Below are 23,453 nucleotides of genomic sequence, written 5' to 3' on the forward strand. Positions count from 1 at the left end.
TACGGGGGAACTCCGCCGCGGCCCAACCCCGGAGCAGCTGCGTCGCCCCGGGGCACCCCTAGCCTGCTTCGCGTCCCCCGAGCGTTGCGCCGAGCCCCCGCCGTGCGCCCCGCCGAGCGTCGAGCACGAGGACGGCCGATGGCCCACGAGTCACCCGCGACCGCCACCCCGCCCCCGGGCACCGCCGAGGTGCCGTCCGCGCCGCCGCCCAGCGGGTCGGTGACGGCCCTGCGGCTCGCCGCGGCCGCGGCCGGCGCGCTGCCCGCGGTGGTGCTGCGGCTGGCCGGGATCCACCCCTCGCCGGTGCCGGCCATGCTGCTGTTCGGCCTCGGGGTGCTGTCGGCGGCGCTGCTGCTGATGTGGGCGGCGGAGACCGCCCGGGCGGACATCTCCGGGCCGCTGGCGCTCGCCCTGCTGGCCTTCATCGCGGTGCTGCCCGAGTACGCCGTCGACCTCTGGTGCGCCTACACGGCTGGCACCCGCCCCGAGTACGCCGCCTACGCGGCCGCCAACATGACCGGCGCCAACCGGCTGCTGGTCGGCGTCGGCTGGCCGCTGGTCGCCCTGGCCGCGTACCTGGCCGCCCGGCGCCGCGGCGTCGCCCCCGGGATCGTGCTGCGCGAGCACCGCCGGATCGACACCGCGTTCCTGGGGGCCGCCGCACTGGTGGCCTTCGTGATGCCGGCGACGCGGCGGATCTCCTGGCTGCTCGCGGTGGTGCTGATCGCCTGGTACGCCTACTACCTGTTCCGGATCAGCCGCTGCAGCGAGACCGACGAGGAGGAGCTCGTCGGTGTCCCGGCCCGGCTGGCCCTGCTGCCGAGGGCCCGCCGACGGCCCGTCACCGTGCTGGTGTTCCTGGCGGCCGCGGCCGTGGTCTTCGCCTGCGCCGAGCCCTTCGCCACCTCGCTGGTGGACGCCGGCTCCTCGCTGGGCATCGACCGCTTCCTGCTGGTGCAGTGGCTCGCCCCGCTGGCCTCCGAGGCCCCCGAGCTGATCGTCGCCGTGGTGTTCGCCTGGCGGCTGCGCGGCGACGACGGCCTGGGCGCGCTGCTCTCCAGCAAGGTCAACCAGTGGACCCTGCTGATCGGCTGCCTGCCGCTGGCCCACCTGCTGGGCGGCGGACCGGCCTCGCTCCCCCTGGTCGAACGCCAGGTGGACGAGGTACTGCTGACCGCCGCCCAGACCGTCCTCGCCGTCGTCCTCCTCCTCGACCTGCGGTTCCTGCCCTGGAAGGCCGCCCTGCTGCTGGTGCTGTTCGCCGTCCAGTTCGCCCTGCCCGGCGAGTCCTCCCGACTGGTCCTCAGCTGGGTGTACCTGGGCCTGGCGCTGCCGCTGCTCGCCCTGCGGCTGCGCGAACTGCCGCCCACCGTACGGGCCTTGGCCGGGCGGATCGCGGGCGACCCGCACTGAGCGGGACGAACGTGACGGGCGGCGGGCGCCTCGGCGTGGCAGGCGAGCACCGTCCCTGCCCGAACGATTGCCCCCGGTCGGGAGCAGTTCACAGTTTCACCACGAGGCCTTGGAAGAACACCCTCAACATCCATTGTCGCCACGCATGTTCGAAGGTAGAGTCGCCGTTCGCCGAGCACGGATGAGCAGTTCTCAGCGCATTTGGGGCGGGCATGTCAAATATCCACGATTTACCCCGGGTCGCACCCGACCTACTTGACGTCCTCAGAGATATCGCACGTCGAAATCCCCGCCGTCCGGCGACCGTCCACCGCGGACCCGCCCTGACTCACAGCCAACTCCCGGAGTCGGCGAACGCCCTGGCCACGCACCCGGGACCGTACCCCGGCGCGGCCTCCGGAAGAACCGGCGACCGCCTCCAACTCGCAATCCGATTAGTGGAGTTACCGAAGCCGACCGCAGAACCTCCGAATATCCCCGGGCCCCCGGCGCACCCGTCCACGGTGGCGCCGGAACAACCGGCCCGCATTCTCCTCAGGTCGGGTTCGACCGGGCAGCCGAAACCCGTCCTGACTTGCCAATGACGAGGACGCCCACAGCGGCTCCTTCCCCCTTCCCCCGGTTCTCCAACCGGTCGGACGCGAGCGGACCACCGTGCTCGACATTCCGTTCCTGGACGGCGAGTTGACGGCGCCGAGGCCCTCGCCGCCGAGGTCCTCGCACTGAGACCCGCGTCACGCTCCCACCACGGCCCGGCCGCACATTCCTCAGCACACACCCCGCACCACCCCCTCACCACGCCCAGGCGCCCGCCCACCGGGCCGCGCGCCCGGCACCCCACGTCCGGAGACCGCCATGAGCGACCAGAGTCCCATCGCCCACCTCGCCGCCCGCGAGCGGCCGATGACCACCCCCGCCCCGGCCGGCCCGCTGCGCCGGCTGTGCTGGATCTTCCCCGACCGGGAGTCCTCCCGGATGGCCGAGATGTGGCACGGCTTCTTCTGGGACCTCTACGCCGAGAGCGCCGCCGACCTCGGCCTGCGCTGGACCAGGCACGCCCCGGACGCCGTCAGCGTGGACGCCACCGGCCCCGGCCGCCCCCGGGTGTACGTCGACGACGAGTTGGTGACCCCCGAGGACACCCTCTTCATCACCGCGCTCTACTCGCTGCCGTACCAGTCGATGGACGTCTTCAACCAGTACGCGCTCTACGCGGTGCTCGAACAGGCCGGCTTCTACCTGCCGTTCCCCCCGCAGGTGTCGCTGATCGGCAACGACAAGCTGGCCACCCTGCTGTTCCTGGCCGACTCCCCCGTGCCGACCATCCCGACCGTGCGGATCGGCACCGGGCGGGACACCGCCAAGTACGGCTACGAGGTCGCACTCGGGCGGATGACCTACCCGGCCATCGTCAAACCGGCCGGCTGGTGCGGCGGCGGCGGGATCAACCTGGCCCGCAATCCCGAGGAGGTCCGCGGTCTGGCCAGCCTCGCCCAGGGCGGCGACACCACCCTGGTGATCCAGCCCTACCTGGGCGACGGCACCATCGACTACCGGGTGTACGTGGTCGACGGCCGGCCGTACGCGGTGATGAAGCGCACCCCCGAGCCCGGCTCCCCGGTCGCCAACGCCAGCCGCGGCGGAGCCATGGAGTTCCCCCCGGTGCCGCCCGAACTCGCCGCCGCCACCACCTGGTTCGCCGAGCGGCTGCCGATCCCGTTCTTCTGCGTCGACTTCCTGTACGACGGCGAGCGGTACTGGTTCTCCGAGCTGGAGCCGGACGGCGTGATCGCTCCGGACCGCACCGACCCGCACCGCACCCTGCAACGGGACGTCACCCGCGCCCGGTTCGCCGCCTACCGGGACGGCCACGCCAGCTGGCTCGCCGACGGCGCCCGCCCGCTCACCCTCGACGCCGTCCCTCGCGCCGCTCCCGCCCCCCGTACCGCCGCCTCGCCCGTTCTCGTCCCCGCCGCCCCCGCCCCCGCCCCTGCCCTCCGGACGGACCCCAGATGACCGCCTTCTCGCTGTCCCCCGAGGCCGCCGCGCCCCGGCTGCACGTGGCCCGGCGCACCCTCGACCGGCTGCGCGCCGTCCCCGCCCTGGCCGGGCGCTACCCGCGGCACCTGGACGCCGACTCGCTCGACCGGCTCGCCCAACTCCCCCCACTGGCCCGGGACGACCTCAACACCGCCCTGGCCCACCTGGAACCGGCCGCCGAAGGGTCCGCCACCTGGCTGTTCCAGAGCGGCGGCAGCACCGGCGCCCCGAAGATCGGCTACGCCCCCACCGGCTTCTACATGGCCGGCGTGCACGCCCACTGGCAGCCGCTCGACCGCACCGACGTCTTCGTCAACGCCTGGGGCGCCGGCCGGATGTGGGGCGCGCACTTCCTCGCCGCCGCCCTCGCCGACCTCTCCGGCTGCCGGATCATCGCCCTCGGCTCGGTCACCAAGGACGAGTACGGCGCCTGGCTGGAGTTCCTGGCCGCCCGGCGGGTCACCGCCATCGGCGGCACCCCCAGCGTGCTGCGGCTCTGGTTCGCCCACGCCCGGGCCGCCGGGATCCGGCTGCCCTCGCTGCGCAAGGTGCTCTGGCTCGGCGAGGCCTGGCAGCCGCAACTGGACGACGACCTGGCCGAGGTGGCCCCCGGGGCCCGCCGCTGGGGCATGTTCGGCAGCACCGAGACCTGGGTGGTGGGCACCAACACCCCGGAGTGCCGGGCCGACGTCTTCCACCCGCTGCCGCACCAACTGGTGCACACCGCCGACGACGGGCTGCTGGACTTCACCACCCTCGACCCCGCCATGCTCAACCCGGTGCTGCGCTACCGCACCGGCGACGCGGGCGAGTTGACCGGCTGTCCGTGCGGGCGCCCGGGGCCCGCCATGCGCGTCCTGGGCCGGCGCGACAGCGTCGTCCAGGTCCGCGGCCTCGGGCTGGACGTGGACGAGCTGGTCGCCCGGGCGGAGCGCACCCCGGGCGTGGCCCGCGCCCAGGTGGTGCTCACCGAGCGCGGCGGCCGGGCGACCGGCGTGGAACTCCTGGTGGTGCCCGCCGGCCCGGCCCCCGCCCCGGACGTCGAACGGCTCCGCACCGAGCTGTTCACCGCCACCATCACCCTCGGCACCGCCTTCCAGCACGACCCCGGCTCCTTCCGGGTGCGCCCGGTGGACGAACTGGTCTGCAACGGCCGCACCGGCAAGACCGCCGCCCTGGTCGTCCGGGAGGAGTCTTGACGGCCGACACCGCCCGGGCCCGGCCGGAGCAGTCGGGCCGGCCCACGCCGCTCGGGCGCGGCTTCGCCCTGTTCTGGGCCGGACAGAGCGTCAGCCTGGTCGGCGACAAGGTCACCGTCTTCGTCGTCCCGACCCTGATGATCTTCGTGCTGCACGCCTCCGCCCTCCAGGTCGGCGTGGTGGCGATGGCCCAGTACCTCGGCATCCCGCTGCTCGGACCGGTCGCCGGGGTGCTGGTCGACCGCTGGGACAAGCGCCGCACCATGCTCGTCTGCGACCTGGTCCGGCTGGCCGCCGTCGCCGCGATCCCGCTCGCCCACGCCCTGGACGCGCTCTCCACCCCGCTGCTGTTCGCCTGCGTGGCCGTCGTCAGCGGCGCGACCATCTTCTTCAACGTCGGCTACCTGGTCGCCGTGCCCGCCGTCGTCCCCGAGGACGGCATGGTCCGCGCCTACTCCCGGCTGGAGGGCAGCGGTTCGGTCGCCGAGGTCGCCGGGCCGTCCATCGCCGCCGCCCTCTACAGCGCCCTCGGCGTGGCCGCCCTGCTGGTCGACGCGGCCAGCTACCTGGTCTCGGCGGCCTGCTTCCGCCGGATGCGCCCGTGGGGCGAGCGGACCGTCGAGGAGGGCTCGATCCGGGAGCGGCTGACCCGCGGCTTCCGGCTCAACTGGGCCGACCCGGTGCTGCGCCGGGTGGTGCTGGCGGCCGTGCTGCTCAACTGCGGCGGACCGGTGTACGTCACCGTGCTGCCCGTCCTCGCCTACCGCGGCCTGGGCGTCCAGGTCGGCGTCTTCGGCGCGGCCATGTCGGTCGCGGCGCTCGGCGCCCTGCTCGGGGCCGTGGTCGCGCCCCGGCTCTCCCGGCGGTTCGGCCTCGGCCGGACGATGGCCTGGTCGCTGCTGCTGCACTGCCTGGTCGGCCTCGGCGTGCTCGCCGCGCCCACGCTGCCGCCCGGCCCGGTGATCGCCGTGACCATGGGCTGCTACGGCTTCTTCATGTCCTGCATCAACGTGTGCAGCGCCCCCGCCCGGCAGTCCCGGATGTCCGCGCGCAACCAGGGCGTGATGCACGCCGCCTTCCGGACCGTCACCTGGGGCGTCATCCCGCTCGCCGCGCTGGTCGGCGGCCTTGCCGTCTCGCTGCTCACCGGACCGCTCGGCGTGCTGGACGCCGCCCGCCTCACCATGGCCGGCGGCACCCTGCTGGCGGCCTGCTCCTTCGTCCCCGCGCTCGGCCTCCAGCCGCTGCTGGACGCCGCCGAGCGCGCGAAGTCCGAGGCGGAGGGCGCTGCGGCGGTCGCCAGGACCACGGCGGCGGAGGGCGCCGCGTGAACGGGCCCGAGGCCGTGGACCCCGCCGGCCGGGTCCTGCTGATCACCGGCACCTCCTCCGGCATCGGCCTGGCCACCGCCCTCGCCGCCGCCCGGGCCGGCTACACCACCGTCGCGACCCTGCGCGCACCCGAGCGCGCCGGGCCGCTGCGGGCCGCCGCCGAGGCCGCCAAGGTCACCCTGGACGTCCAGCGGCTGGACGTCACCGACCCCGGTTCGGTCACCGACTGCCTGGCCGCCGTGCACCGGCGGTACGGGCGGCTCGACGCCGTCGTCAACAACGCGGGCGTCTCCAACTCCGACCCCACCCTGGAGATGTCCACCGACGCGGCGCTGCGCGCCAACCTGGACGTCAACTTCTTCGGCGTCGCCACCGTCAGCCGGGCCGCGCTGCCGCTGCTGCGCGCCGCCGGCGGCCGCCTGGTCACCGTCGGCAGCGTGCACGGCGTGGTCGGCCAGCCCTTCAACGAGGCGTACTGCGCGGCGAAGTTCGCCGTCGAGGGCTTCATGGAGGCGCTCGCCCCGGTCGCGGCGGCGCACGGCGTCCGGGTCTCGGTGGTGGTGCCGGGCTTCGTCCCGGACACCGGGTTCGGCGTCTTCCCCGACGTCAACCGGGCCACCCTGCACGCCGCCTCCGGCCCGTACGCGGACACCTTCGCCGACTACCTCGACTGGGTCGGCGGCGCGGGCTGGGAGTCGGCCGGCCAGCCCGCCCGGGAGGTCGCCGAGGTCGTGCTCCGCACCCTGCGCGAGCCACGGCCGCCCTTCCGGGTGCCCGCCAACGCCTGGGCCGCCGACTACCTGGCCGCCAAGCTCGCCGACCCGGACGGCTCCACCGTCCAGGCCCTCGCCCGCGGCTGGCTCGGACGGCCCCCGGACACCACCGCCTGAGCCCCCGCCCGCTGCCCGCTGCCCGCTTCCAGACCCACGGAGTCCCGCCATGCCCGCCAAACCCCTGGCCGAGCTGATCCGCTTCGCCCGCGCCAACTCGCCCTTCTACGCCGAGCTCTACCGCGAGCTGCCCGAGGCGGCCGACCGGCTCGACCAGCTCCCGGTGATCGACCAGACCGCCTTCTGGGCCGCCAACACCTGGCCGAACAACCGCGTGCTGACCGGCCCGCTCACCGACGCCGGGGTCTACAAGACCGGCGGCACCACCGGCGTCCCCAAGTTCTCGCCCTGGACCCGCACCGAACACGCCGACTCGGTCACCGCCTTCGGCGCCGGCCTGGTGCGGGCCGGCCTGCGGCCCGGCCACCGGGTGGCCAACCTCTTCACCGCCGGCGAGCTCTACGGCGGCTTCCTCTACATCGAGAACGCCCTGCACCACGCGCCGGTCGACAACGTGCGCCTCGGCGTCGGCGGCGCCGCCCCGGACGGCTACATCGCCGACCTGGTCACCGGCTTCGGCGTGCACGTCCTGGCCGGCGAGCCGATGAAGCTCAGCGCCGTGGCCGAGTACCTGGTCGCCCGCGGCGAACGCGCCGACGGCGTCGAACTGCTGCTGTTCGGCGGCGACCTGCTCTTCGCCGACCTGCGCCCGCTGCTCGCCCGGGCCTTCCCCAACGCGGCCGTCGCCTCGGTCGGTTACGCCTCCAACGACGCCGGGCTGGTCGGCGCGCCCGTCCCCGGCGACGACGTCCGGGTGCACGAGGCCTTCGCCGACCGAACGGTGGTCGAGCTGCTCGACGAGGTCACCGGCGAGCCCGTCACCGCCCCCGGCACGCCCGGCCGCGTCGTGGTCACCAACCTGTTCCGCACCCTGATGCCGATCCTGCGCTACCCCACCGGCGACCGCGCCGCCTGGGTCGACGGCGAGTGCCGCCGCTTCCGCCTGCTCGGCCGCACCACCGAGGGCGCCCGGGTGGGCACCGTCACCCTGCCCACCGAGGAGATCCGCAGCGTACTGGTCGCCGCCGACCCGGACCGGCACATCGCCGGGATGCAGCTGGTGCAGCGCCGTTGGGACGGCCGCGACGGGGTCATCCTGCGGCTGGGCCACATCGGCCAGCCGCCGCCCGCCGACCTCGCCGACCGGCTGGTCGACGCCGTGCACCGGGCCCTGCCGCTCTACCCCTCCGAGGTCGCCCTCGGCAGCATCCACCCCCTCACGGTGGAGTGGGTGCCGCGCTCGGAGCTGGTCACCAACCCGCGGACCGGCAAGCTCCAGCAGGTCCTGGACGAGCGGCCGCAGAAGTAGCGGGAGCAGCGGGATCAGCGGGGGCAGGCGACGCGCTGTCAGCACCCTGTCGGCGGCCCGCCGGTGCCCTGCCGGTGGACCGCCGGTGGGCCGCCGGTGCTGTCAGCGGTCTGTCCGTGTCCTGTGGGTGGCGCCGCGCAGTCTGGTCGTCGACAGCAGCACCGAACCCACCGGAGGCTCACCGTGACGACGACCGTAACGACCACCCCCCTTCCGCACACCACCCCGGCGCATCCCGGCGCAACCGAACCCCGCGCCTCGGTCCTGGTCTCCGGCGCCGGCATCGCCGGCACCGCACTCGCCTACTGGCTCCAGCGCTACGGCTTCCGCGTCACCGTCGTGGAGCGCGCCCCCGCCCTGCGCGGCGGCGGCCAGGCCGTGGACATCCGCGGCAACGCCCTGGAGGTCGTCGACCGGATGGGCCTGCTCGCGGAGGTCCGGGCCCGCCGGACCGGCCTGCGCGGCATGTCCCTGGTCGACGGGGACGGCCGCGAGCTGCGCCGCACCACCGAGTGGACGGTCACCGGCGGCCCGGTCGGCGGCCCCGACGTGGAGATCCTGCGCGACGAACTGGCGGAGCTGATCGCCGGTGCCACCGGGCCGGGCGTCGAGTACCGCTTCGACGACACCATCGACACCCTGGTCCAGCACGGCGAGGGCGTCCAGGTCCGCTTCCGCGACGGCGAGGAGCGGTCCTTCGACCTGGTCGTCGGCGCCGACGGCCTGCACTCCAACACCCGCCGCCTGGTCTTCGGCCCGGAGCGCGACTACCTGCACCCCGTCGGCTGCTACGTGGCCGGCTGGAGCGTCCCCAACCACCTCGGCCTCGACCGCTGGGAGGTCGTCCACCAGGCCGAGGACGGCTGGGGCTGCCTGGTGATGACCGTCCGCGACAACGCCGAACTGCGGGTCTTCGTCGACTTCGCCACCGACGAGCCGCTCGACCGGATGCTGCCGCGCGACCGCGCCGAGCAGCGCAAGCTGATCGCCGAGCGCGCCGCCCACCTGCGCTGGGAGGTGCCGCGCTTCCTGGCCGGAATGTGGGAGACCGAGGCCTTCCACTACGACGTCGTGGCCCAGATCCGGATGGACCGCTGGTCCCAGGACCGGGTCGCGCTGCTCGGCGACGCCGGGTACTGCTGCTCCCCGTTCACCGGCCAGGGCACCAGCGTGGCGCTGACCGCCGCCTACGTCCTGGCCGGGGAACTGCACGCCGCCGACGGCGACCACCGCACCGCCTTCCCCGCCTACGAGCAGCGGCTGCGCGGCCACGTCGCGGCCAACCAGGCCATCCTCGACCTGACCCGCGACCACTACGGGGACGGCGCCGCAGCCGACGCCGACGGTGTGACCGGCTTCGACCGGCCCGGCCCCGAGCTGGACGCGGTCTTCCGGGCCGCCACCGCCTTCGACCTGCCCGACTACGTCTGAACTCCCGGGCGCCCGGACCAGCACGCCGCCGGGCGCCGGCCGGCAGGCCAGCGGAAGGTCAGCGGAGGGACGGCCGCAAGGGCGTCGGCGACGACCGGGCGGCGGCCGGCTGCCGCAGCTCGGTGGCGATCAGCGCCGCCTGCACCCGCCGCTCCACCCCGAGCTTGGCCAGCAGCCGGGACACGTGGTTCTTCACCGTCTTCTCCGCGAGGTAGAGCCGCTCACCGATCTGCCGGTTGGTCAGGCCCTCGCCGATCAGCGCCAGCACCTCCTGCTCGCGCGCCGTCAGCCCCGGCCCGGCGGTCACCGGCCGGGCGGGCTCGGCGTCGCTGCGCAGCCGGTTCAGCAGCCGGGTCGCCGCGCCGGGGTCGAGCATCGACCGCCCGGAGGCCACGGTACGGACGGCGGCGACCAGGTCGGTACCGCTGATCTGCTTCAACACGTACCCGGCGGCCCCCGCCATCACGGCGTCCAGCAGCGCCTCCTCGTCGTCGAAGGAGGTCAGCATCAGACAGGCCAGGTCGGGCATCCGGGACCGCAGTTCACGGCAGACGGAGACCCCGTCGCCGTCCCCCAGCCGGACGTCCAGCACCGCCACGTCGGGCCGCAGCGCCGGCACCCGCACCAGGGCCTGCTCGGCCGTCGCGGCCTCCCCGACCACCTCCAGGTCCGGCTCGCCGTCCAGCAGGTCGTGCACCCCGCGGCGCACCACCTCGTGGTCGTCCAGCAGGAACACCCGGACCGGCGCCGAAGCCCCGACGCCCTCCGCCTCGGTCGCCATCACGTGCTTCCACCTTCGTCACCCCCGCACACTCCCGGCGGGGTCCACCGCATCATCCCCCGCCACCCCCTGGCGGCCCAGGGCCCAAGGACCCCATTCGCCCGGCGTCCCGGTCGCCGCCCCGGCCTCGTCGCCGCCCCGGCCTCGTCGCCCCGGACCTCGACCCCGACGTGAACGAGCCACCGGCGGGCGGCCGTTCAGCGCTCCCGGCGCCGGACGTTCCCCAGGCCCGCCAGCAGGAAGGCCAGCGCCACGCCCGCCCCGCCGACCGCCGCCAGGGCCGCCTTCGCGGCTGAGCCGCCGCCGTCGGTGAACAGGATCGCCACCGCGCCCAGCACGGCCACGGCGGCGCCCACCAGCAGCCAGCCCGCCAGGACGACGGCCGCCGTCCGCCCGCTCCGCGGCGCCGGCCCGCAGTCGAGCGCGGCCCAGCGGGCCGCGCTCTCCCGCCGCTCCCCGCGCCGGTCCCACCGCGCCCGCACCCGTAGGGCCGTGCCGCCGGCCAGCCCGGCGAGGGCCACCTGCGCGGCGGGGCGCCAGTCCGGCCAGGCGAGCAGCAGCCCGCCGGCCAGCGCGAGCGCGGCCCACCAGAGCACGCAGGCCGCCGCCGCGGTCCGGGTGGAGCGGGGCCGGTCGGCCCCGGCCTGGAGGTCGGCGATGGCGGGCAGGTACCAGACGCAGCCGCTCGCGGTGAGCGCGGCGGTGCCGATGACGAGGACGGTGTGGGTCATGGGCCGGCCTTCCGGTGTCGCACAAGGAGTAACGGGGCTGATGGGGAGTGGGTGCCGCCCCCGCCCGCCCGGGGGCAGCGGCGCGGGCGGGAACGGCGTTCGGGGGAGCGGGGCCTCAGCCGTCGGCGGACGAGGCCCGGGCCCGTTCCGCCCGGCTCAGCGGCCGGTCGTACTTCACCGGCTCCACGTCGCCCAGGTACGACGCCGGCTTCCCGGTGTGCACCAGCACGTCCCGGGCCGCGATGTCCGGGTGGTGGAGGTCGAAGGCCGGGGATTCGGAGCGGATCCGGGGCAGCTTGACGAAGTTGTGCCGGGGCGGCGGGCAGGAGGTCGCCCACTCCAGCGAGCGGCCCCAGCCCCAGGGGTCGTCCGAGCTGACCTTCTCGCCGTACTTGGCGGTCTTCCAGACGTTGTAGAGGAACGGCAGGATCGACAGGCCGAGCAGGAACGACCCGATGGTCGAGACGGTGTTCAGGGTGGTGAACCCGTCCGAGGCCAGGTAGTCGGCGTAGCGGCGCGGCATGCCCTGGGCGCCGAGCCAGTGCTGCACCAGGAAGGTCGTGTGGAAGCCGACGGTGAGCGTCCAGAAGGTGATCCGGCCGAGCCGCTCGTCGAGCTTCCGGCCCGTCATCTTCGGCCACCAGAAGTGGAAGCCGGCGAACATCGCGTACACCACCGTGCCGAACAGCGTGTAGTGGAAGTGGGCGACGACGAAGTACGAGTCGGAGACGTGGAAGTCGATCGGCGGCGCGGCGAGCAGCACGCCCGTCAGCCCGCCGAACAGGAAGGTGACCAGGAAGCCGACCGTCCAGAGCATCGGCGTCTCGAAGCTCAGCGAGCCCTTCCACATGGTGCCGACCCAGTTGAAGAACTTGACGCCGGTCGGCACCGCGATCAGGAAGGTCATGAAGGAGAAGAAGGGCAGCAGCACCTGCCCGGTCACGTACATGTGGTGCGCCCAGACCGTCACCGAGAGCCCGGCGATGGCCACCGTGGCGGCGATCAGGCCGGCGTAGCCGAACATCGGCTTGCGGCTGAACACCGGGATGACCTCGGAGACGATCCCGAAGAAGGGCAGCGCCAGGATGTACACCTCGGGATGCCCGAAGAACCAGAACAGGTGTTGCCAGAGCATCGCCCCGCCGTTGGCGGGGTCGAAGACGTGCGAGCCGAACCTGCGGTCGCACTCCAGCGCGAGCAGTGCGGCGGCCAGCACCGGGAAGACCAGCAGCACCAGCACCGAGGTGAGCAGCACGTTCCAGCAGAAGATGGACATCCGGAACATGGTCAGGCCGGGCGCGCGCATGCAGATGATCGTGGTGATGAAGTTGACCGCGCCGAAGATGCTGCCGAAGCCGGACAGCGTCACGCCCATGATCCACATGTCGGAGCCGACGCCCGGCGAGTGGACGGCGTCGGAGAGCGGCGCGTAGAGGAACCAGCCGAAGTCCGCGGCCCCCTGCGGGGTGGCGAAGCCCGCGGCGGCGATCAGCGAGCCGAACACGAACAGCCAGTAGGAGAGCATGTTCAGGCGCGGGAACGCCACGTCGGGGGCGCCGAGTTGCAGCGGCGTGATCCAGTTCGCGAAGCCGGTGAACAGTGGCATCGCGAACAGCAGCAGCATCACCGAGCCGTGCATGGTGAAGGCCTGGTTGAACTGCTCGTTGGAGAGGATCTGCGTGCCGGGCCGGGCGAGTTCGGCGCGCATGACCAGCGCGAGGATGCCGCCGATCAGGAAGAACGCGAACGAGGACACCAGGTACATGGTGCCGATCGTCTTGTGGTCGGTGGTGGTCAGCAGCCTGATCACGGCCGAGCCGGGCCGGCGGGGCCGAACCGGCCCTGCCGACACGGGCGTTGGCGGTGGGGACGGGTCGCCCGTTGCCTGGGTGGCGCTCAAGGACGCGCTCCTTCGGGACGTCGTGCGAATGGATGGCGATCCATGATCCGAACGCACGACCCGTGCACCCCAGGGCCGTTGGGCCCATCCGCCCGGGGCCGCTGGGCCCGAGTTCCCGGCCGGGACCGGGACCTTCCAACCGGGACCGGCGCCCAGGCCCCGGCCAGGTTCAGCCCGTCAACACGCGAGCCCCGCAGCCCGTCAGCCCGTCAGCCCGTCAGCCCGTCAGCCGGGCGAGCTGTCCGCGCTCCAGCGCCGTGTACACCGCGCCGTCCGGGCCGACGGTGATCCCGTGCGGCTCCGCGCGCCGACCGGGGATCGGGTACCCGTCGAGCCGCCCGTCGGGGGTGAGCACGCCGATCCGGCCGGCGGCCCACTCGGTGAACCAGAGCCGCCCGTCCGGGCCGGCGGTGATCGCGTGCGGCCTGGCGTCCCGGTCGGCCAGCGGGTACTCCGTCACCTCCCCGTCCACGGTGATCCGCCCGACCAGCCCGCCGCCGATCCCGACGTACCAGAGCGCGCCGTCCGGGCCGGCGGTGATCCCGACCGGTGCGGTGCCGGCGGTGGGCAGCCGGTGGACGGTCACCGCGCCGTCGGTGCTCACCCGGGCGATCGCGTCGGCCTGGTTGAGCGCGCACCACAGCGCGCCGTCCGGCCCGGCGGTGATGTGCGCCGGGAACGCCCCCTCCACGGGCAGCGGGTACTCCGTCACCTCCCCGTCCACGGTGATCCGTCCGACCACGTCGGCGTTGACCTCGGTGAACCAGAGCGCCCCGTCCGGCCCGGCGACGATCCCGCCCGGCCCGACGTTCATCGCCGACAGCGCGAAGGAGGAGACCTCGCCGTCCACCGTGATCCGTCCGATCCGGCCGACGTTCATCTCGGCGTACCAGAGCGCGCCGTCCGGACCTGCGGTGATCACCGAAGGCCCGCACCGGGGCGCGCCGAGCCCGAACCGCCGCACCGAGCCGTCCGGTGCCAGCCGCCCGATCTCCCCGGCGTGGACGAGCGTGAACCACACGCCGCCGTCGGGCCCCACCGTGATCCCGTACGGCCCGTCGCCCGCCTCGGCCACGTCGATCAGTTCCACCCGTACCCCTCTCGAACTATCGCGACTGGCGTCGCGTTAGTGATGATCGCACGCCCGCCCCGCCCCGGGCAACCGACTTCACTCGGCGTCGGTGCCCAGCCCCCGTAGCACCGAGATCACGCCCATCCCGGCCGCGCAGACCGGCACCGCCAGCAGGGCGCCGATGATGCCCGCGATGCCGGAGCCGGCCACCACGGCGACCATGATGGTCGCCGGGTGCAGCTCGACCGTCCGGCTCTGGATGACCGGCTGCAGGATGTTGCCCTCGATCAGCTGCACCGTTAGCACCACCCCGAGCGCCCACAGCGCCGTGCCCAGGCCACCGTCGGCGAGGGCCACCAGCACCGCGACGGTGCCGGACAGGAAGGCGCCCACGAAGGGGATGTACGCCCCCATGAAGACCAGCGCGCCCAGGCCCGGGGCGCCGGGGACGCCCAGGGCGAGCAGGCCGATAGTGATGAAGCCCGCGTCGATCAGGGCGATCAGGGTGGTGCCGCGCATGAAGCCGGCCATCGCCTCGAAGGCCCGCTCGGCGCAGGCCACCACCGTCTCGGCGCCGCGCCCGGGCAGGTGGGCGCGGATGCTGTCGCCGGTGCGGTGGCCGTCCCGCAGGAAGAAGAACACCAGGGCCAGGGCCAGCACCGCGCCGGTGATCAACTGGGTGAGCAGGCCGAGGCCGGACAGCACGCCGTTGGTCAGCGTCGAGACCAGCGAGTTGGTCTCACCCTTGGCGTTGGCCAGCGCGTGCTCGACCTTCGCCCCGAACGGCCCCAGCCACTCGGCCAGCCGCCGGCCGGCCGCCGGGAGCGAGCCGGCGATCTGCGGGGCGCTGTGCACCAGGGAGTTGACCAGCAGGACGATCACCCCGGCCACCGCCGCGACCAGCAGCGCGCAGGTCAGCCCGGCCGCCAGGCTCCGACCGACGCCCCGCCGGACCATCCAGGGCACCACCGGGTACAGCAGCGAGGCCCCCAACAGTGCCAGGACGAACGGCACGGTCGCGGCCCGCAGCTCGACCAGCGCGAACACCACCAGCGAGCCCACGGTGATCAGCAGGATCACCGCCACCGACCAGGCGGCCGCCTGCCGCACGGCGGGCGGCAGCATCAGGTACGGCCTTCGGTGGTCCGGCCGGCCACCGGACGGGCGCTCCACGGACACGGCCACCTCCGCCGGGATCGTCATCGGGTCCGGCGGCGACGAGTCCGGACCCGACCCAGCTCAGCAGAGAATCTGACGATCCGCCCGTTCTACGCCTCGCCGACCGCCTCGCCGACCGCCTCGATCCGCACCCGTCCGCCCGCGCCAGCGAAGGCCAGCACCCGCTCCGCCTCGGCCTCCGCCGCCGCGCGGTCCGCCCGCGCCAGCCGGACGAACGGCTCGACCACCACGCCCGCCTCCGGCCCCTCGTACCGCCACGTCCCGGCGACCAGCCCGTCCACCAGCAGGGTGCCGAGCACCAGGCCGTTGCGGGTCATCACCCGGTCCTTGTACCGCTCCGGCAGCACCCGGCTCCGGTCGGCGTGCGAGAGCAGCAGGTTGTCGAAGGGTGCGACCAGCCGCACCGGCGCCGGGACGTCCGGGTCCGGGCGGGGCGCCCCGGGCAGGTCGTACAGCACCCGGTCCTGCTCGTCCCGGAAGGTGAGCAGCTGCGGCGCGAGCCGCCGCAGCACCGGGCCGAGGCCGCCGAGGCCGGACCACTTCCGCAGGTCCGCCGCGCTCGCCGGGCCGAAGGCGGCCAGGTAGCGCAGCACCAACCCGTCCAGCCCGTCCGGTCCGTCCGAGCCGTCCAGTCCGTCCGAGCCGCCCGAGCCGCCCGGCCTGTCCGCCCCGGCCGGCGGCGGCGCCGGGTCCAGCGGGCGGCCCAGCCAGGCCTCGGCGGTGGTGTGGGCGGCCGGGCCGCTGCGCCCCCACAGCCCGCGCGGCGGCACCTGGACCAGCGGCAGCAGGCAGCGGGCGGCCTGGGCCAGCGCGGCCGGGTCGCGGTCCGGGCGGGTGGCGGCCAGCAGCGTGCCGAGCTGCTGGAAGGTGCGCGGCTGCTGCTCGACCAGCGTGCGGGCCTCGGCGGCGAGCTCGGTCGGGTCGAGCCCGGCGAGCCGTCGGCCGTAGGTGGTGCGCAGCGCCTGGTCGAGGACGGGCTGGAGCACCGGGCGCAGGGTCAGGCAGTCCTGGGCGGTGACCAGGTGGATGGTGCCGCGCTGGAGCGCGATCCGGACCGCCGCCCGCTGTTCGAGCAGGGTGCTCAGCCCGTCCGGGGTGAAGCCGTCGAGCCGGGAGAGCAGCCCGAGGTAGGGCGGCTGCGGTACGGCCTGGGCCTGGAGTCCGACGAGGTGGTGGATGACCTCGGCGGGTGCCCGGTCGGTGCGGGCGAGCAGGTGCTGGCGGGCCAGCAGGGCGCGGCCCAGGGCCCGGGGGCCGAGCACCCGGGGGCGGGGCGCCTGGGGGTCGGGCACCTGGGGGCCGGGCTCCTGGGGGTCGCGCACCGTCACCGGCGGCCGTCCAGGACCGAGCGCAGCACGGAGATCCGGTTGGTGGTGATGGAGGCGGCCCCGGTGTCGCGCAGTCGGCGCATGGTGCGGCGCAGGTCGGCGGTCCAGGTGGAGACGGCGAGCCCCTCGTCGGCGGCGGCCCAGACGAAGTCGGGGGTGACCAGGCCGAACGGCGGGTTGAGGAAGCGCGGGCGCAGGTCGCGCAGGAGGGCGGGGGCGGGCATCCGCGGCTGCTTCCAGGTGAGCGCGATCTCGGCGTCGGGGCTGAGTTCACGGACGGCGAGCATCGCGGTGGCGGGTCCGCAGAAGGCGACCAGGCCCTCGGCGCCCTGTCCGGTGACGACGGACCAGGTGGCGGCGGCGGGGCCGGGCTCGTCGAGGTCGATGAGCAGTCGGGGGCCGTCGGCCGCGGCGACGGCCTTGATCGCCTCGGCGAGGGTGGGGACGGCGAGGTCGCCCTGGCGCAGCTCGGCGAGCTGCTCGGTGGTGACCCGGCCGATCGACCGCGGGTCGCCCCAGAGGCGTTCCAGGGTGGTGTCGTGCAGCAGCACGGGCACCCGGTCGCGGGTGAGCTGGACGTCCACCTCGACGGCGTCGGCGCCGGCGGCGAGTGCGGCCTCCACCGAGGGCAGGGTGTTCTCGCGGTGGCGGTACGGGTCGCCGCGGTGGGCGACGGCGAGCACCGGCCGGCGGTCGGCGGGGGCGGGAACGGCGGCGGAGGCGGCGGGGATGTTCATCGGATCTTTCCAGAAAGCCAGGGGGTCAGGTCGTGGACGCCGAGGGCCTCGCGGTAGCCGGGCTCCCCGGGGACGGTGACGATCAGTGTGCTGGACGGCGGGAAGGTGCGGACCTTGACGTGCACCAGGCCGGACCAGACCGAGTTCAGGAAGGCCGGGACGCTGTCGCGCAGGACGTCGAAGGCGATGCCCTCGACGGTGACGGCGGCCTCGTCGTGGGTGAACAGCCGCACGGCGGTGCGCGGGCTGCCGTCGAACTCCAGCAGGGCCTCGTGCGGGATGGCGCCCGGTTCGCCGTCCTGGCCGACCAGCCCGGCGAAGGTCCGGTCGCTGCCGATGTCGTGCTGGGCGCGGACGGTGCGGCCGTGCCGGGCGGCGACCGCCTCGATCGCCAGCACGGCGGCCTGGGTGGTCGGCAGGTTCGGGCGGTTCATCCGGGCCTTTCGTTCGAGGGTCCGAGGGTTCGAGAGTCGGAGGGTTCGAGGATTCGAGGGTTCGAGGTCTCGTCGGCAGACCGCAGCTAGCGCCGTTCGATCATCACATTGGTCGACTTGATGACCGCGGTCGCGGGTGCTCCCGGGACGAGGTTCAGCTCCTCCGCCGAGTCCCGGCTGATCAGCGACACCACCCGGAACGGCCCGGCCTGCACCTCCACCTGGGCGGCCACGTCGCCGAGCCGCACCTCGGTGACGATCCCGGGGAAGCGGTTGCGCGCCGAGGAGGGGCGCCCCTCGGCCTCGGCGTTCTCCGGCTCGGCCAGCTCCCGGGCGAAGGCGGCGAGTTCGGCGCCGGGGATGATCCGGTGCCCGTGCTCGTCCCGCACCGCGGCGAGCCTCCCGGCATCCACCCAGCGCCGCATGGTGTCCGCGCTGACGCCGAGCAGCGCGGCCGCCTCGCCGATCCGGTACGGGTTGACCGGCACCTCGGACTGGCCCATGTACGACTCCTGACGGTGGTTCGAGCGGCGGGGTACGCGCCCCCGGTGGATTGTTACGCGCCCCCGGCGGCCATCCTGCCGTACCGGGGACGCGGACGGAAAACAGGGCTACGCCTCGCCGAAGAGGTCCCGCCGTACGGCGTCCCCGGCGGTGAGCACCGCCCCGGCGAGCACGGCACCGCCGCCCGCCGTGCCGGCCCGCACCTCGGTGCGCAGCGGGGAGAGCCCGGCGAGGCACCGCTCCACCCGGCCGGCCAGTTCGGCGCCGCCGGCCCGGCCGATCTCGCCGCCGAGCACCACGCAGCCGGGGTCGAGCACCACGCAGACGCTGGCCGCGCCGAGCGCGATCCGTTCGGCCAGCTCGTCCAGGAAGGCCGCACCCGCCGCCCCGCCGGCCAGGGCGGCACGCACCACGGCCTCGGCGGCGGCCGCGTCGTCGGCCGGGTCGGCGGACAGCCCGTGGGTGCGGGCCAGCGCGCACAGGGCGGCGCTGCCGACCAGGCCGTGGAAGCCGCCCTCGCAGCTGTCGGCGCTGGGCAGTCCGGTGGCGCCGGGGACGGGCAGGAAGCAGATCTCGCCGGTGCCGCCGGAGAAGCCGCGGCGCAGCCGCCCGTCGAGGATGACGGCGGCGCCGACGCTGTGGCCGAGCCACATCAGCACGAAGGTGTCGCGGTCTCGGGCGGCGCCGACCCGGTACTCGGCCCGGCCGGCCAGGTTGACCTCGTTCTCCAGGATCACCTCGGTGTCGGGCAACTCCCGTAGCTCGGCGAGGAGTTCGGCGTGCCAGCGGGGGAGCTGGCCGGTGCTGTGCAACCGGCCGGTGGCGGGGTCGACCAGGCCGGGGGCACCGACGGCGACGGTGTGCAGCCGCTCGACGCCGGCGCCGCGCGCGGTCTCCCGCAGGGTGCGGACGATCGCCGCGGCGGTGCCCGGGGGCGCGTCGCCGTCGACGGGGATCTCGGCGGTGCCGAGGGTGTGCCCGGCGAGGTCGGCGACGACCAGGCTGACGCCGCCCTCGCGGACGTCGAAGGCGGCGATGTGGGCGCGGGAGGTGACCAGCGCGTAGAGCCGCGCGTTGGGGCCGCGCCGCTGCTCGCCGCGTTCGCCGACGACGGCGACCAGGCCGGTGCGCTGGAGGCGGTCGAGCAGGTCGGCGACGGTCGGCCGGGAGAGGCCGGTGAGGTCGCGCAGCTCGGTCGCGGTCAGGGGGCCCTGTTCGAGCAGGAGGTTGAGCGCCAACCGGTCGTTGATCGCCCGGGCGGTGCTCGGCGTGGCCGTACGCGCGGTGGTCATGGCGGATCATCCTTCCAGAGTGTTTCTATCAGGGTCCCTTCCTGATAGTTTATCGACCACCAGGACCGGGAGGGAACCGCAGCATGACCGTCACGCCCCTCGAACCACTCGCCGAACCACGCCGCGCCCGCCGGAGCATCGCGCTGGTCTTCGGCGTGCACGGCGCCGTCGGCGGCACCTTCGTCACCCGCATCCCGTGGATCCAGGACCACCTGGACCTCTCCCCCGGGCAGCTCGGCCTCGCCCTGGTGATGCCCGCCGTCGGCTCCTCCCTCGCGATGCCGCTGGCCGGGCGCGTCGTCCACCGCTACGGCGGCCGGGCAGCGGTCCGCGGGCTGCTCTCGCTCTGGTGCCTGTCCCTCACCCTGCCCGCGCTCGCCCCCTCGCTGCCCGTACTGTGCGCGGTGCTGCTGCTGTACGGCGCCACGGCCGGCACGGCGGACGTCGCGATGAACGCCCAGGGCGTGGAGATCGAGCAGCGCCTCGGCCGGTCGATCATGTCCGGACTGCACGGGATGTGGAGCGCGGGCGGCCTGGTGGCCTCCGGCTTCGGCATCCTGGCCGCCCACCTCGCCCTGGACGCCCGGCTCCAGCTGGCCGTCACCGCCGTGGTGCTGCTCGCCCTCGCCCAGCCGGTCTGCCGCGGACTGCCCGACCTCCGCTCCCCCGCGGAGGCCGAGGCCCCGCCGCGCTTCGCGCTGCCGCCGCGCAGCTCGCTGGTGATCGGCCTGGTCGGCTTCTGCGCGGTGTTCGGCGAGGGCGCCTCGATGGACTGGAGCGGCGTCTACCTCAAGGACGTCACCGGCGCCTCGGCCACCGTGGCCGCCGCCTCGTACACCGCCTTCGCGTTCACCATGGCGGTCAGCCGGCTGGCCGGCGACGCGGTGGTCCGCCGCCTCGGCGCCGTCCGCACCAGCCGCCTGAGCGGGGCCGTCGCCACCCTCGGCGGCGTGCTGGTGGTGGCCGCCGACACCCCGGCGCTGGCCGTCCCGGGCTTCGCCCTGATCGGCATCGGCGTCGCGGTGATCGTCCCGCTCGCCTTCGCGGCCGCCGGTCGGATCGGCACCAACCCCAGCCAGGCCATCGCGGGCGTCGCCACCGTCACCTACACCTCCGGCCTGATCGCCCCCGCCGTCATCGGCGCCCTCGCCCAGGCCACCTCCCTGACCGTCTCCTTCGGCCTGGTCACCCTGCTCGCCTTCGCCCTCCTCCTGAGCGCCGGCGCCCTGCGCCGGGCCGAGCCGAATTCCGCCGCGGAGAACGTGACCGCGGGGTCGTCGGAGAATGCCTCCGGAAAGGACCTCTCCACGCTGTGACGGGGATTCCCCAGGGAATTCCCCGCTCATGCGGCCGACCTCCGACCGCCGGGCGCACTCCAGCGCCCGGCGGTCTGCCGTCCCTGGGGCGAAATCCCTTTGCCCGGGCGGGTCTTGCGGGCCGACACTGGGGCCGTGCTCGGATTCGTGAGAACTGACAACGAAGCCCTGGTCGCCTGCCTGGGCGATCCACAGCGCGCCGTGGCCGCGTACCAGGAGCTGCTCCGGCGCGGGGCGGACGCGCTCGATGCCATTCGGGCCGGCCTGGCCGACGAGCGCGCGGCCGTCCGGGAGGGCTGCTGCCGGCTCCTGGACCACCTCGTCGACACCGACTCCATGGACCGGCTGATCACCATGGCCGACGACCCGGACGCCGAGGTCAGGATCGCCGCGTTCCACGCCCTGGCCTGCGACCGCTGCAAGGACGACGCCTGCGCACCGGGCGCGGGCCTGGTCCTCGCACCCGCCCTCCGCCACCTCGCCGACGACCCCGACCCCCGGGTCCGGGCGCGGGCCGCCGAACTGGTCGGCAAGTTCGTCCACACCGACGCCCGCGCCGCCGAGGCCCTGGCGGCGGCCAGCGCCGGGGACCCGAGCGCGGCCGTGCGGAAGAAGGCGGGCTGGTACGCCCCGGGCGGGCCGATCCACCGGCGGACCGCTCCGCGCACCCCGGGCCGGCCCGTGGCGGGGACCGGTTAGGCTCGGCGCGTGCCCGCAGCTCTGACCACGTCCACTGACTCCGCCGCTCCCGCCGAACCGGTCGAGCCCGCCGATGGCGCCGAGGCCACCGAGCGGGCCTCAGGCCGCTCGGCCTGGTGGCGGTTCGGCCTGCTGGTGGTCCTGCTGGGGGCGTGCGCCGGGTCGCTGCTGCTGTGGAGCCCGACGGACCTGCTCTCCGGCGGCCTGGCGGACCGGCTGCCCGGCTACTGGTTCGCCCCGCTGTTCACCCTGGTCTACGCCGTCGGCACGCTCGCCTTCGTCCCGCGCCCCGCGCTGAACGCCGTGGCCGGCCTGCTGCTGGGCATCCAGCAGGGCGTGCTGCTCGCCGTGCTCGGCACCACCCTGGGCGCCGCCCTGGCCTTCGGCCTCGGCCGGGGCCTGGGCCGGGAGGCCCTCAAGCCGTACCTGCGCGGCAAGGTGCTCGGCGCCCTCGACCAGCGCTTCACCGACCAGGGTTTCCGCAGCGTCCTGGTGCTGCGGCTGCTCCCCGGCCTGCCCTTCCAGGCCGGGAACTACGGCGCCGCCTTCTCCGGGGTCCGCTTCCTCCCGTTCCTCCTCGCCACCGCGATCGGCGTGGTGCCGACCACCGCCGTCTACGTGACCGCCGCCGCCAGCGCGGACCAGCCCGGCTCGGCGGCCTTCCTGGTCTCGGCCGGGGTGATCGCCCTGCTGGTGCTCGGCAGCCTGGTCGGCGCCTGGCGGGCGTACGCCGCCCGCCGTCGCGCGCGTACCGACTGACCCCTTCTCCGGTAGGAGCGTCCGCCCATAGGTCGCCGGATGCGTGGGCTTCGGGGGCGGTTCGGCCAAAGGTAGCGGGGCCACGCGGACGCGGCCCAGGGCGGCGTCGCCGCCTGGTCAGTGAGCGGCGTTCTCGGCGAGCGGCGTCTCCTCGACCGCCGTCGGACGTTGCGCCGGGGCGGGGGATCGCAGCAGGGCCGCGGCGAGGAGGAGGGAGACGGCCACGAGGCAGGAGCCGATACGGAAGGCGAGCTGGTAGCCGCCCGTAAGTGCCGAGGCGGTGCTTGCTCCTTCGCCCAGCAGGGCATCCGTATGCGCGTTGGCGAGCGTGCTGAGGACCGCGAGGCCGAAGGCGGCGCCGATCTGCTGCATGGTGTTGAACATGCCGGAGGCGATCCCCGAGTCCTCGGGTGTGGCTGCTGACATCGCGAGGGTGGCCAGCGCCGGCATCGCGAGGCCGAAGCCGGTGCCGAGCGGCAGCAGCGCCGGCAGGACGTCCACGGCATAGCTCCCGCCCGCCGGTACACGGCCGAGCGTGGCGAGACCCACCGCGATCAGCGCGAGCCCCGGAAGGAGTACGGCACGGGGACCGAAGCGCGCGATCAGCTTCGGCGAGAGACCGAGGGACAGGACGCCGATCGAGACCGAGACCGGGAAGATGCCGAGGCCGGTGTGCATCTCGTCGAAGCCGAGCACCTTCTGCAGGTAGAGGACGCACAGGAACTGGAAACTGAACATCCCGGCCACCATGAGGGCCTGGATGCCCATCGCCCCCGAGACATTGCGCGAGCGGAACACACGCAGCGGCAGCAGCGGGTGGGGAGCCTTCGCCTGGCGGGCGACGAACGCCAGGAGCAGGGCGAGTGCCACGGCGCCGAAGCTCAGCGTGTGCGGGGAGGTCCAGCCGTGGCCTGCGGTCTCGACGATCGTGTAGACGCCGAGCATCAGCGCGGAGGTGACCAGGAGCGCGCCCACGACGTCGGTCCCCCTGCGGAGGCCGACCCCCTGCTCGGGCGTGAGCACGCGCCGAGCCGCCAGTACGGCCACGATGCCGATCGGGACGTTGACGAAGAAGATCCAGTGCCAGCTGATGGTCTGCGTCAGGGCG

Annotated in this window: 21 protein-coding genes (1 of these 21 only partly in view); 10 read left to right on the forward strand and 11 right to left on the reverse strand. The window is 74.6% G+C overall.

Annotation, left to right across the window (positions count from 1 at the left end; genetic code table 11):
* Positions 1-138: 138 nt before the first annotated feature.
* From ACZ4W5_RS30585 to ACZ4W5_RS30615, 7 genes are all read left to right on the forward strand, one after another.
* Positions 139-1,413, forward strand: coding sequence for a hypothetical protein (locus ACZ4W5_RS30585; RefSeq protein ID WP_465658168.1), 1,275 nt, complete (start codon positions 139-141; stop codon positions 1,411-1,413).
* Positions 1,414-2,268: 855 nt separating this feature from the next.
* Positions 2,269-3,429 carry an ATP-grasp domain-containing protein gene (locus tag ACZ4W5_RS30590; protein WP_465658170.1) on the forward strand — a complete coding sequence of 387 codons (1,161 nt, stop codon included), beginning with the start codon at positions 2,269-2,271 and terminating at the stop codon, positions 3,427-3,429.
* The gene (locus ACZ4W5_RS30595) at positions 3,426-4,652 is read left to right on the forward strand and encodes an AMP-binding protein (RefSeq protein ID WP_465658171.1); all 1,227 of its coding nucleotides are present in this window, start codon (positions 3,426-3,428) and stop codon (positions 4,650-4,652) included. Before ACZ4W5_RS30590 ends, ACZ4W5_RS30595 begins: the two co-directional genes overlap by 4 nt.
* Positions 4,649-5,983, forward strand: coding sequence for an MFS transporter (locus tag ACZ4W5_RS30600; RefSeq protein WP_465658173.1), 1,335 nt, complete (start codon positions 4,649-4,651; stop codon positions 5,981-5,983). Before ACZ4W5_RS30595 ends, ACZ4W5_RS30600 begins: the two co-directional genes overlap by 4 nt.
* On the forward strand, positions 5,980-6,873 hold the full coding sequence (locus ACZ4W5_RS30605) for an SDR family NAD(P)-dependent oxidoreductase (protein WP_465658174.1): 894 nt from the start codon (positions 5,980-5,982) through the stop codon (positions 6,871-6,873). The genes ACZ4W5_RS30600 and ACZ4W5_RS30605 overlap by 4 nt, the downstream gene beginning before the upstream one ends.
* 49 nt (positions 6,874-6,922) lie before the next feature.
* Positions 6,923-8,182, forward strand: a complete 1,260-nt coding sequence (locus ACZ4W5_RS30610; RefSeq protein ID WP_465658176.1) for a phenylacetate--CoA ligase family protein — start codon at positions 6,923-6,925, stop codon at positions 8,180-8,182.
* 183 nt (positions 8,183-8,365) lie between these two features.
* Complete coding sequence (locus ACZ4W5_RS30615; RefSeq protein ID WP_465658177.1) at positions 8,366-9,613, forward strand: FAD-dependent monooxygenase; 1,248 nt, start codon at positions 8,366-8,368, stop codon at positions 9,611-9,613.
* 58 nt (positions 9,614-9,671) lie between these two features.
* Here the strand turns inward: ACZ4W5_RS30615 and ACZ4W5_RS30620 are convergent, their stop codons facing one another.
* The 10 genes from ACZ4W5_RS30620 to ACZ4W5_RS30665 all read right to left on the reverse strand — a co-directional run bounded on the left by ACZ4W5_RS30620 (position 9,672) and on the right by ACZ4W5_RS30665 (position 19,571).
* The gene (locus tag ACZ4W5_RS30620) at positions 9,672-10,394 is read right to left on the reverse strand and encodes a response regulator (RefSeq protein ID WP_465658179.1); all 723 of its coding nucleotides are present in this window, start codon (positions 10,392-10,394) and stop codon (positions 9,672-9,674) included.
* A 197-nt stretch (positions 10,395-10,591) separates the two neighbouring features.
* Positions 10,592-11,125: a hypothetical protein gene (locus ACZ4W5_RS30625; RefSeq protein WP_465658181.1), complete on the reverse strand. Its 534-nt coding sequence runs from the start codon at positions 11,123-11,125 to the stop codon at positions 10,592-10,594.
* A gap of 115 nt (positions 11,126-11,240) precedes the next feature.
* Positions 11,241-12,977, reverse strand: a complete 1,737-nt coding sequence (ctaD, locus tag ACZ4W5_RS30630) for an aa3-type cytochrome oxidase subunit I (protein WP_465658204.1) — start codon at positions 12,975-12,977, stop codon at positions 11,241-11,243.
* Between the two features lie 265 nt (positions 12,978-13,242).
* Entirely contained in the window at positions 13,243-14,115 is an 873-nt protein-coding gene (locus tag ACZ4W5_RS30635; RefSeq protein WP_465658183.1) for a Vgb family protein, read from the reverse strand.
* A 78-nt stretch (positions 14,116-14,193) separates the two neighbouring features.
* Entirely contained in the window at positions 14,194-15,276 is a 1,083-nt protein-coding gene (locus ACZ4W5_RS30640) for an AI-2E family transporter (protein ID WP_465658184.1), read from the reverse strand.
* 89 nt (positions 15,277-15,365) lie between these two features.
* Positions 15,366-16,568 carry a winged helix DNA-binding domain-containing protein gene (locus ACZ4W5_RS30645; RefSeq protein WP_465658186.1) on the reverse strand — a complete coding sequence of 401 codons (1,203 nt, stop codon included), beginning with the start codon at positions 16,566-16,568 and terminating at the stop codon, positions 15,366-15,368.
* 32 nt (positions 16,569-16,600) lie between these two features.
* Entirely contained in the window at positions 16,601-17,341 is a 741-nt protein-coding gene (locus ACZ4W5_RS30650) for a glycerophosphodiester phosphodiesterase (protein ID WP_465658188.1), read from the reverse strand.
* Positions 17,338-17,775: a hypothetical protein gene (locus tag ACZ4W5_RS30655; RefSeq protein WP_465658190.1), complete on the reverse strand. Its 438-nt coding sequence runs from the start codon at positions 17,773-17,775 to the stop codon at positions 17,338-17,340. Before ACZ4W5_RS30655 ends, ACZ4W5_RS30650 begins: the two co-directional genes overlap by 4 nt.
* 86 nt (positions 17,776-17,861) lie before the next feature.
* Positions 17,862-18,278, reverse strand: a complete 417-nt coding sequence (locus tag ACZ4W5_RS30660; RefSeq protein ID WP_402477200.1) for a TOBE domain-containing protein — start codon at positions 18,276-18,278, stop codon at positions 17,862-17,864.
* A 108-nt stretch (positions 18,279-18,386) separates the two neighbouring features.
* Positions 18,387-19,571, reverse strand: a complete 1,185-nt coding sequence (locus ACZ4W5_RS30665; protein ID WP_465658192.1) for an ROK family transcriptional regulator — start codon at positions 19,569-19,571, stop codon at positions 18,387-18,389.
* Positions 19,572-19,654: 83 nt separating this feature from the next.
* Here ACZ4W5_RS30665 and ACZ4W5_RS30670 point away from each other — a divergent pair, with 83 nt between their 5' ends.
* The 3 genes from ACZ4W5_RS30670 (at position 19,655) to ACZ4W5_RS30680 (ending at position 22,345) form a co-directional block, all read left to right on the forward strand.
* On the forward strand, positions 19,655-20,887 hold the full coding sequence (locus ACZ4W5_RS30670) for an MFS transporter (protein ID WP_465658194.1): 1,233 nt from the start codon (positions 19,655-19,657) through the stop codon (positions 20,885-20,887).
* Positions 20,888-21,034: 147 nt separating this feature from the next.
* Positions 21,035-21,586 carry a HEAT repeat domain-containing protein gene (locus ACZ4W5_RS30675; RefSeq protein ID WP_465658196.1) on the forward strand — a complete coding sequence of 184 codons (552 nt, stop codon included), beginning with the start codon at positions 21,035-21,037 and terminating at the stop codon, positions 21,584-21,586.
* A 9-nt stretch (positions 21,587-21,595) separates the two neighbouring features.
* Entirely contained in the window at positions 21,596-22,345 is a 750-nt protein-coding gene (locus tag ACZ4W5_RS30680; protein WP_465658197.1) for a TVP38/TMEM64 family protein, read from the forward strand.
* Positions 22,346-22,462: 117 nt separating this feature from the next.
* Here the strand turns inward: ACZ4W5_RS30680 and ACZ4W5_RS30685 are convergent, their stop codons facing one another.
* Positions 22,463-23,453 carry the 3' portion of an MFS transporter gene (locus ACZ4W5_RS30685; protein WP_465658199.1) on the reverse strand. The gene runs 521 nt beyond the window's last position, so the window shows 991 of its 1,512 coding nt (coding positions 522-1,512); its start codon lies off the right edge, out of view; the stop codon is at positions 22,463-22,465.

Source organism: Kitasatospora sp. NPDC029367 (assembly GCF_055569135.1).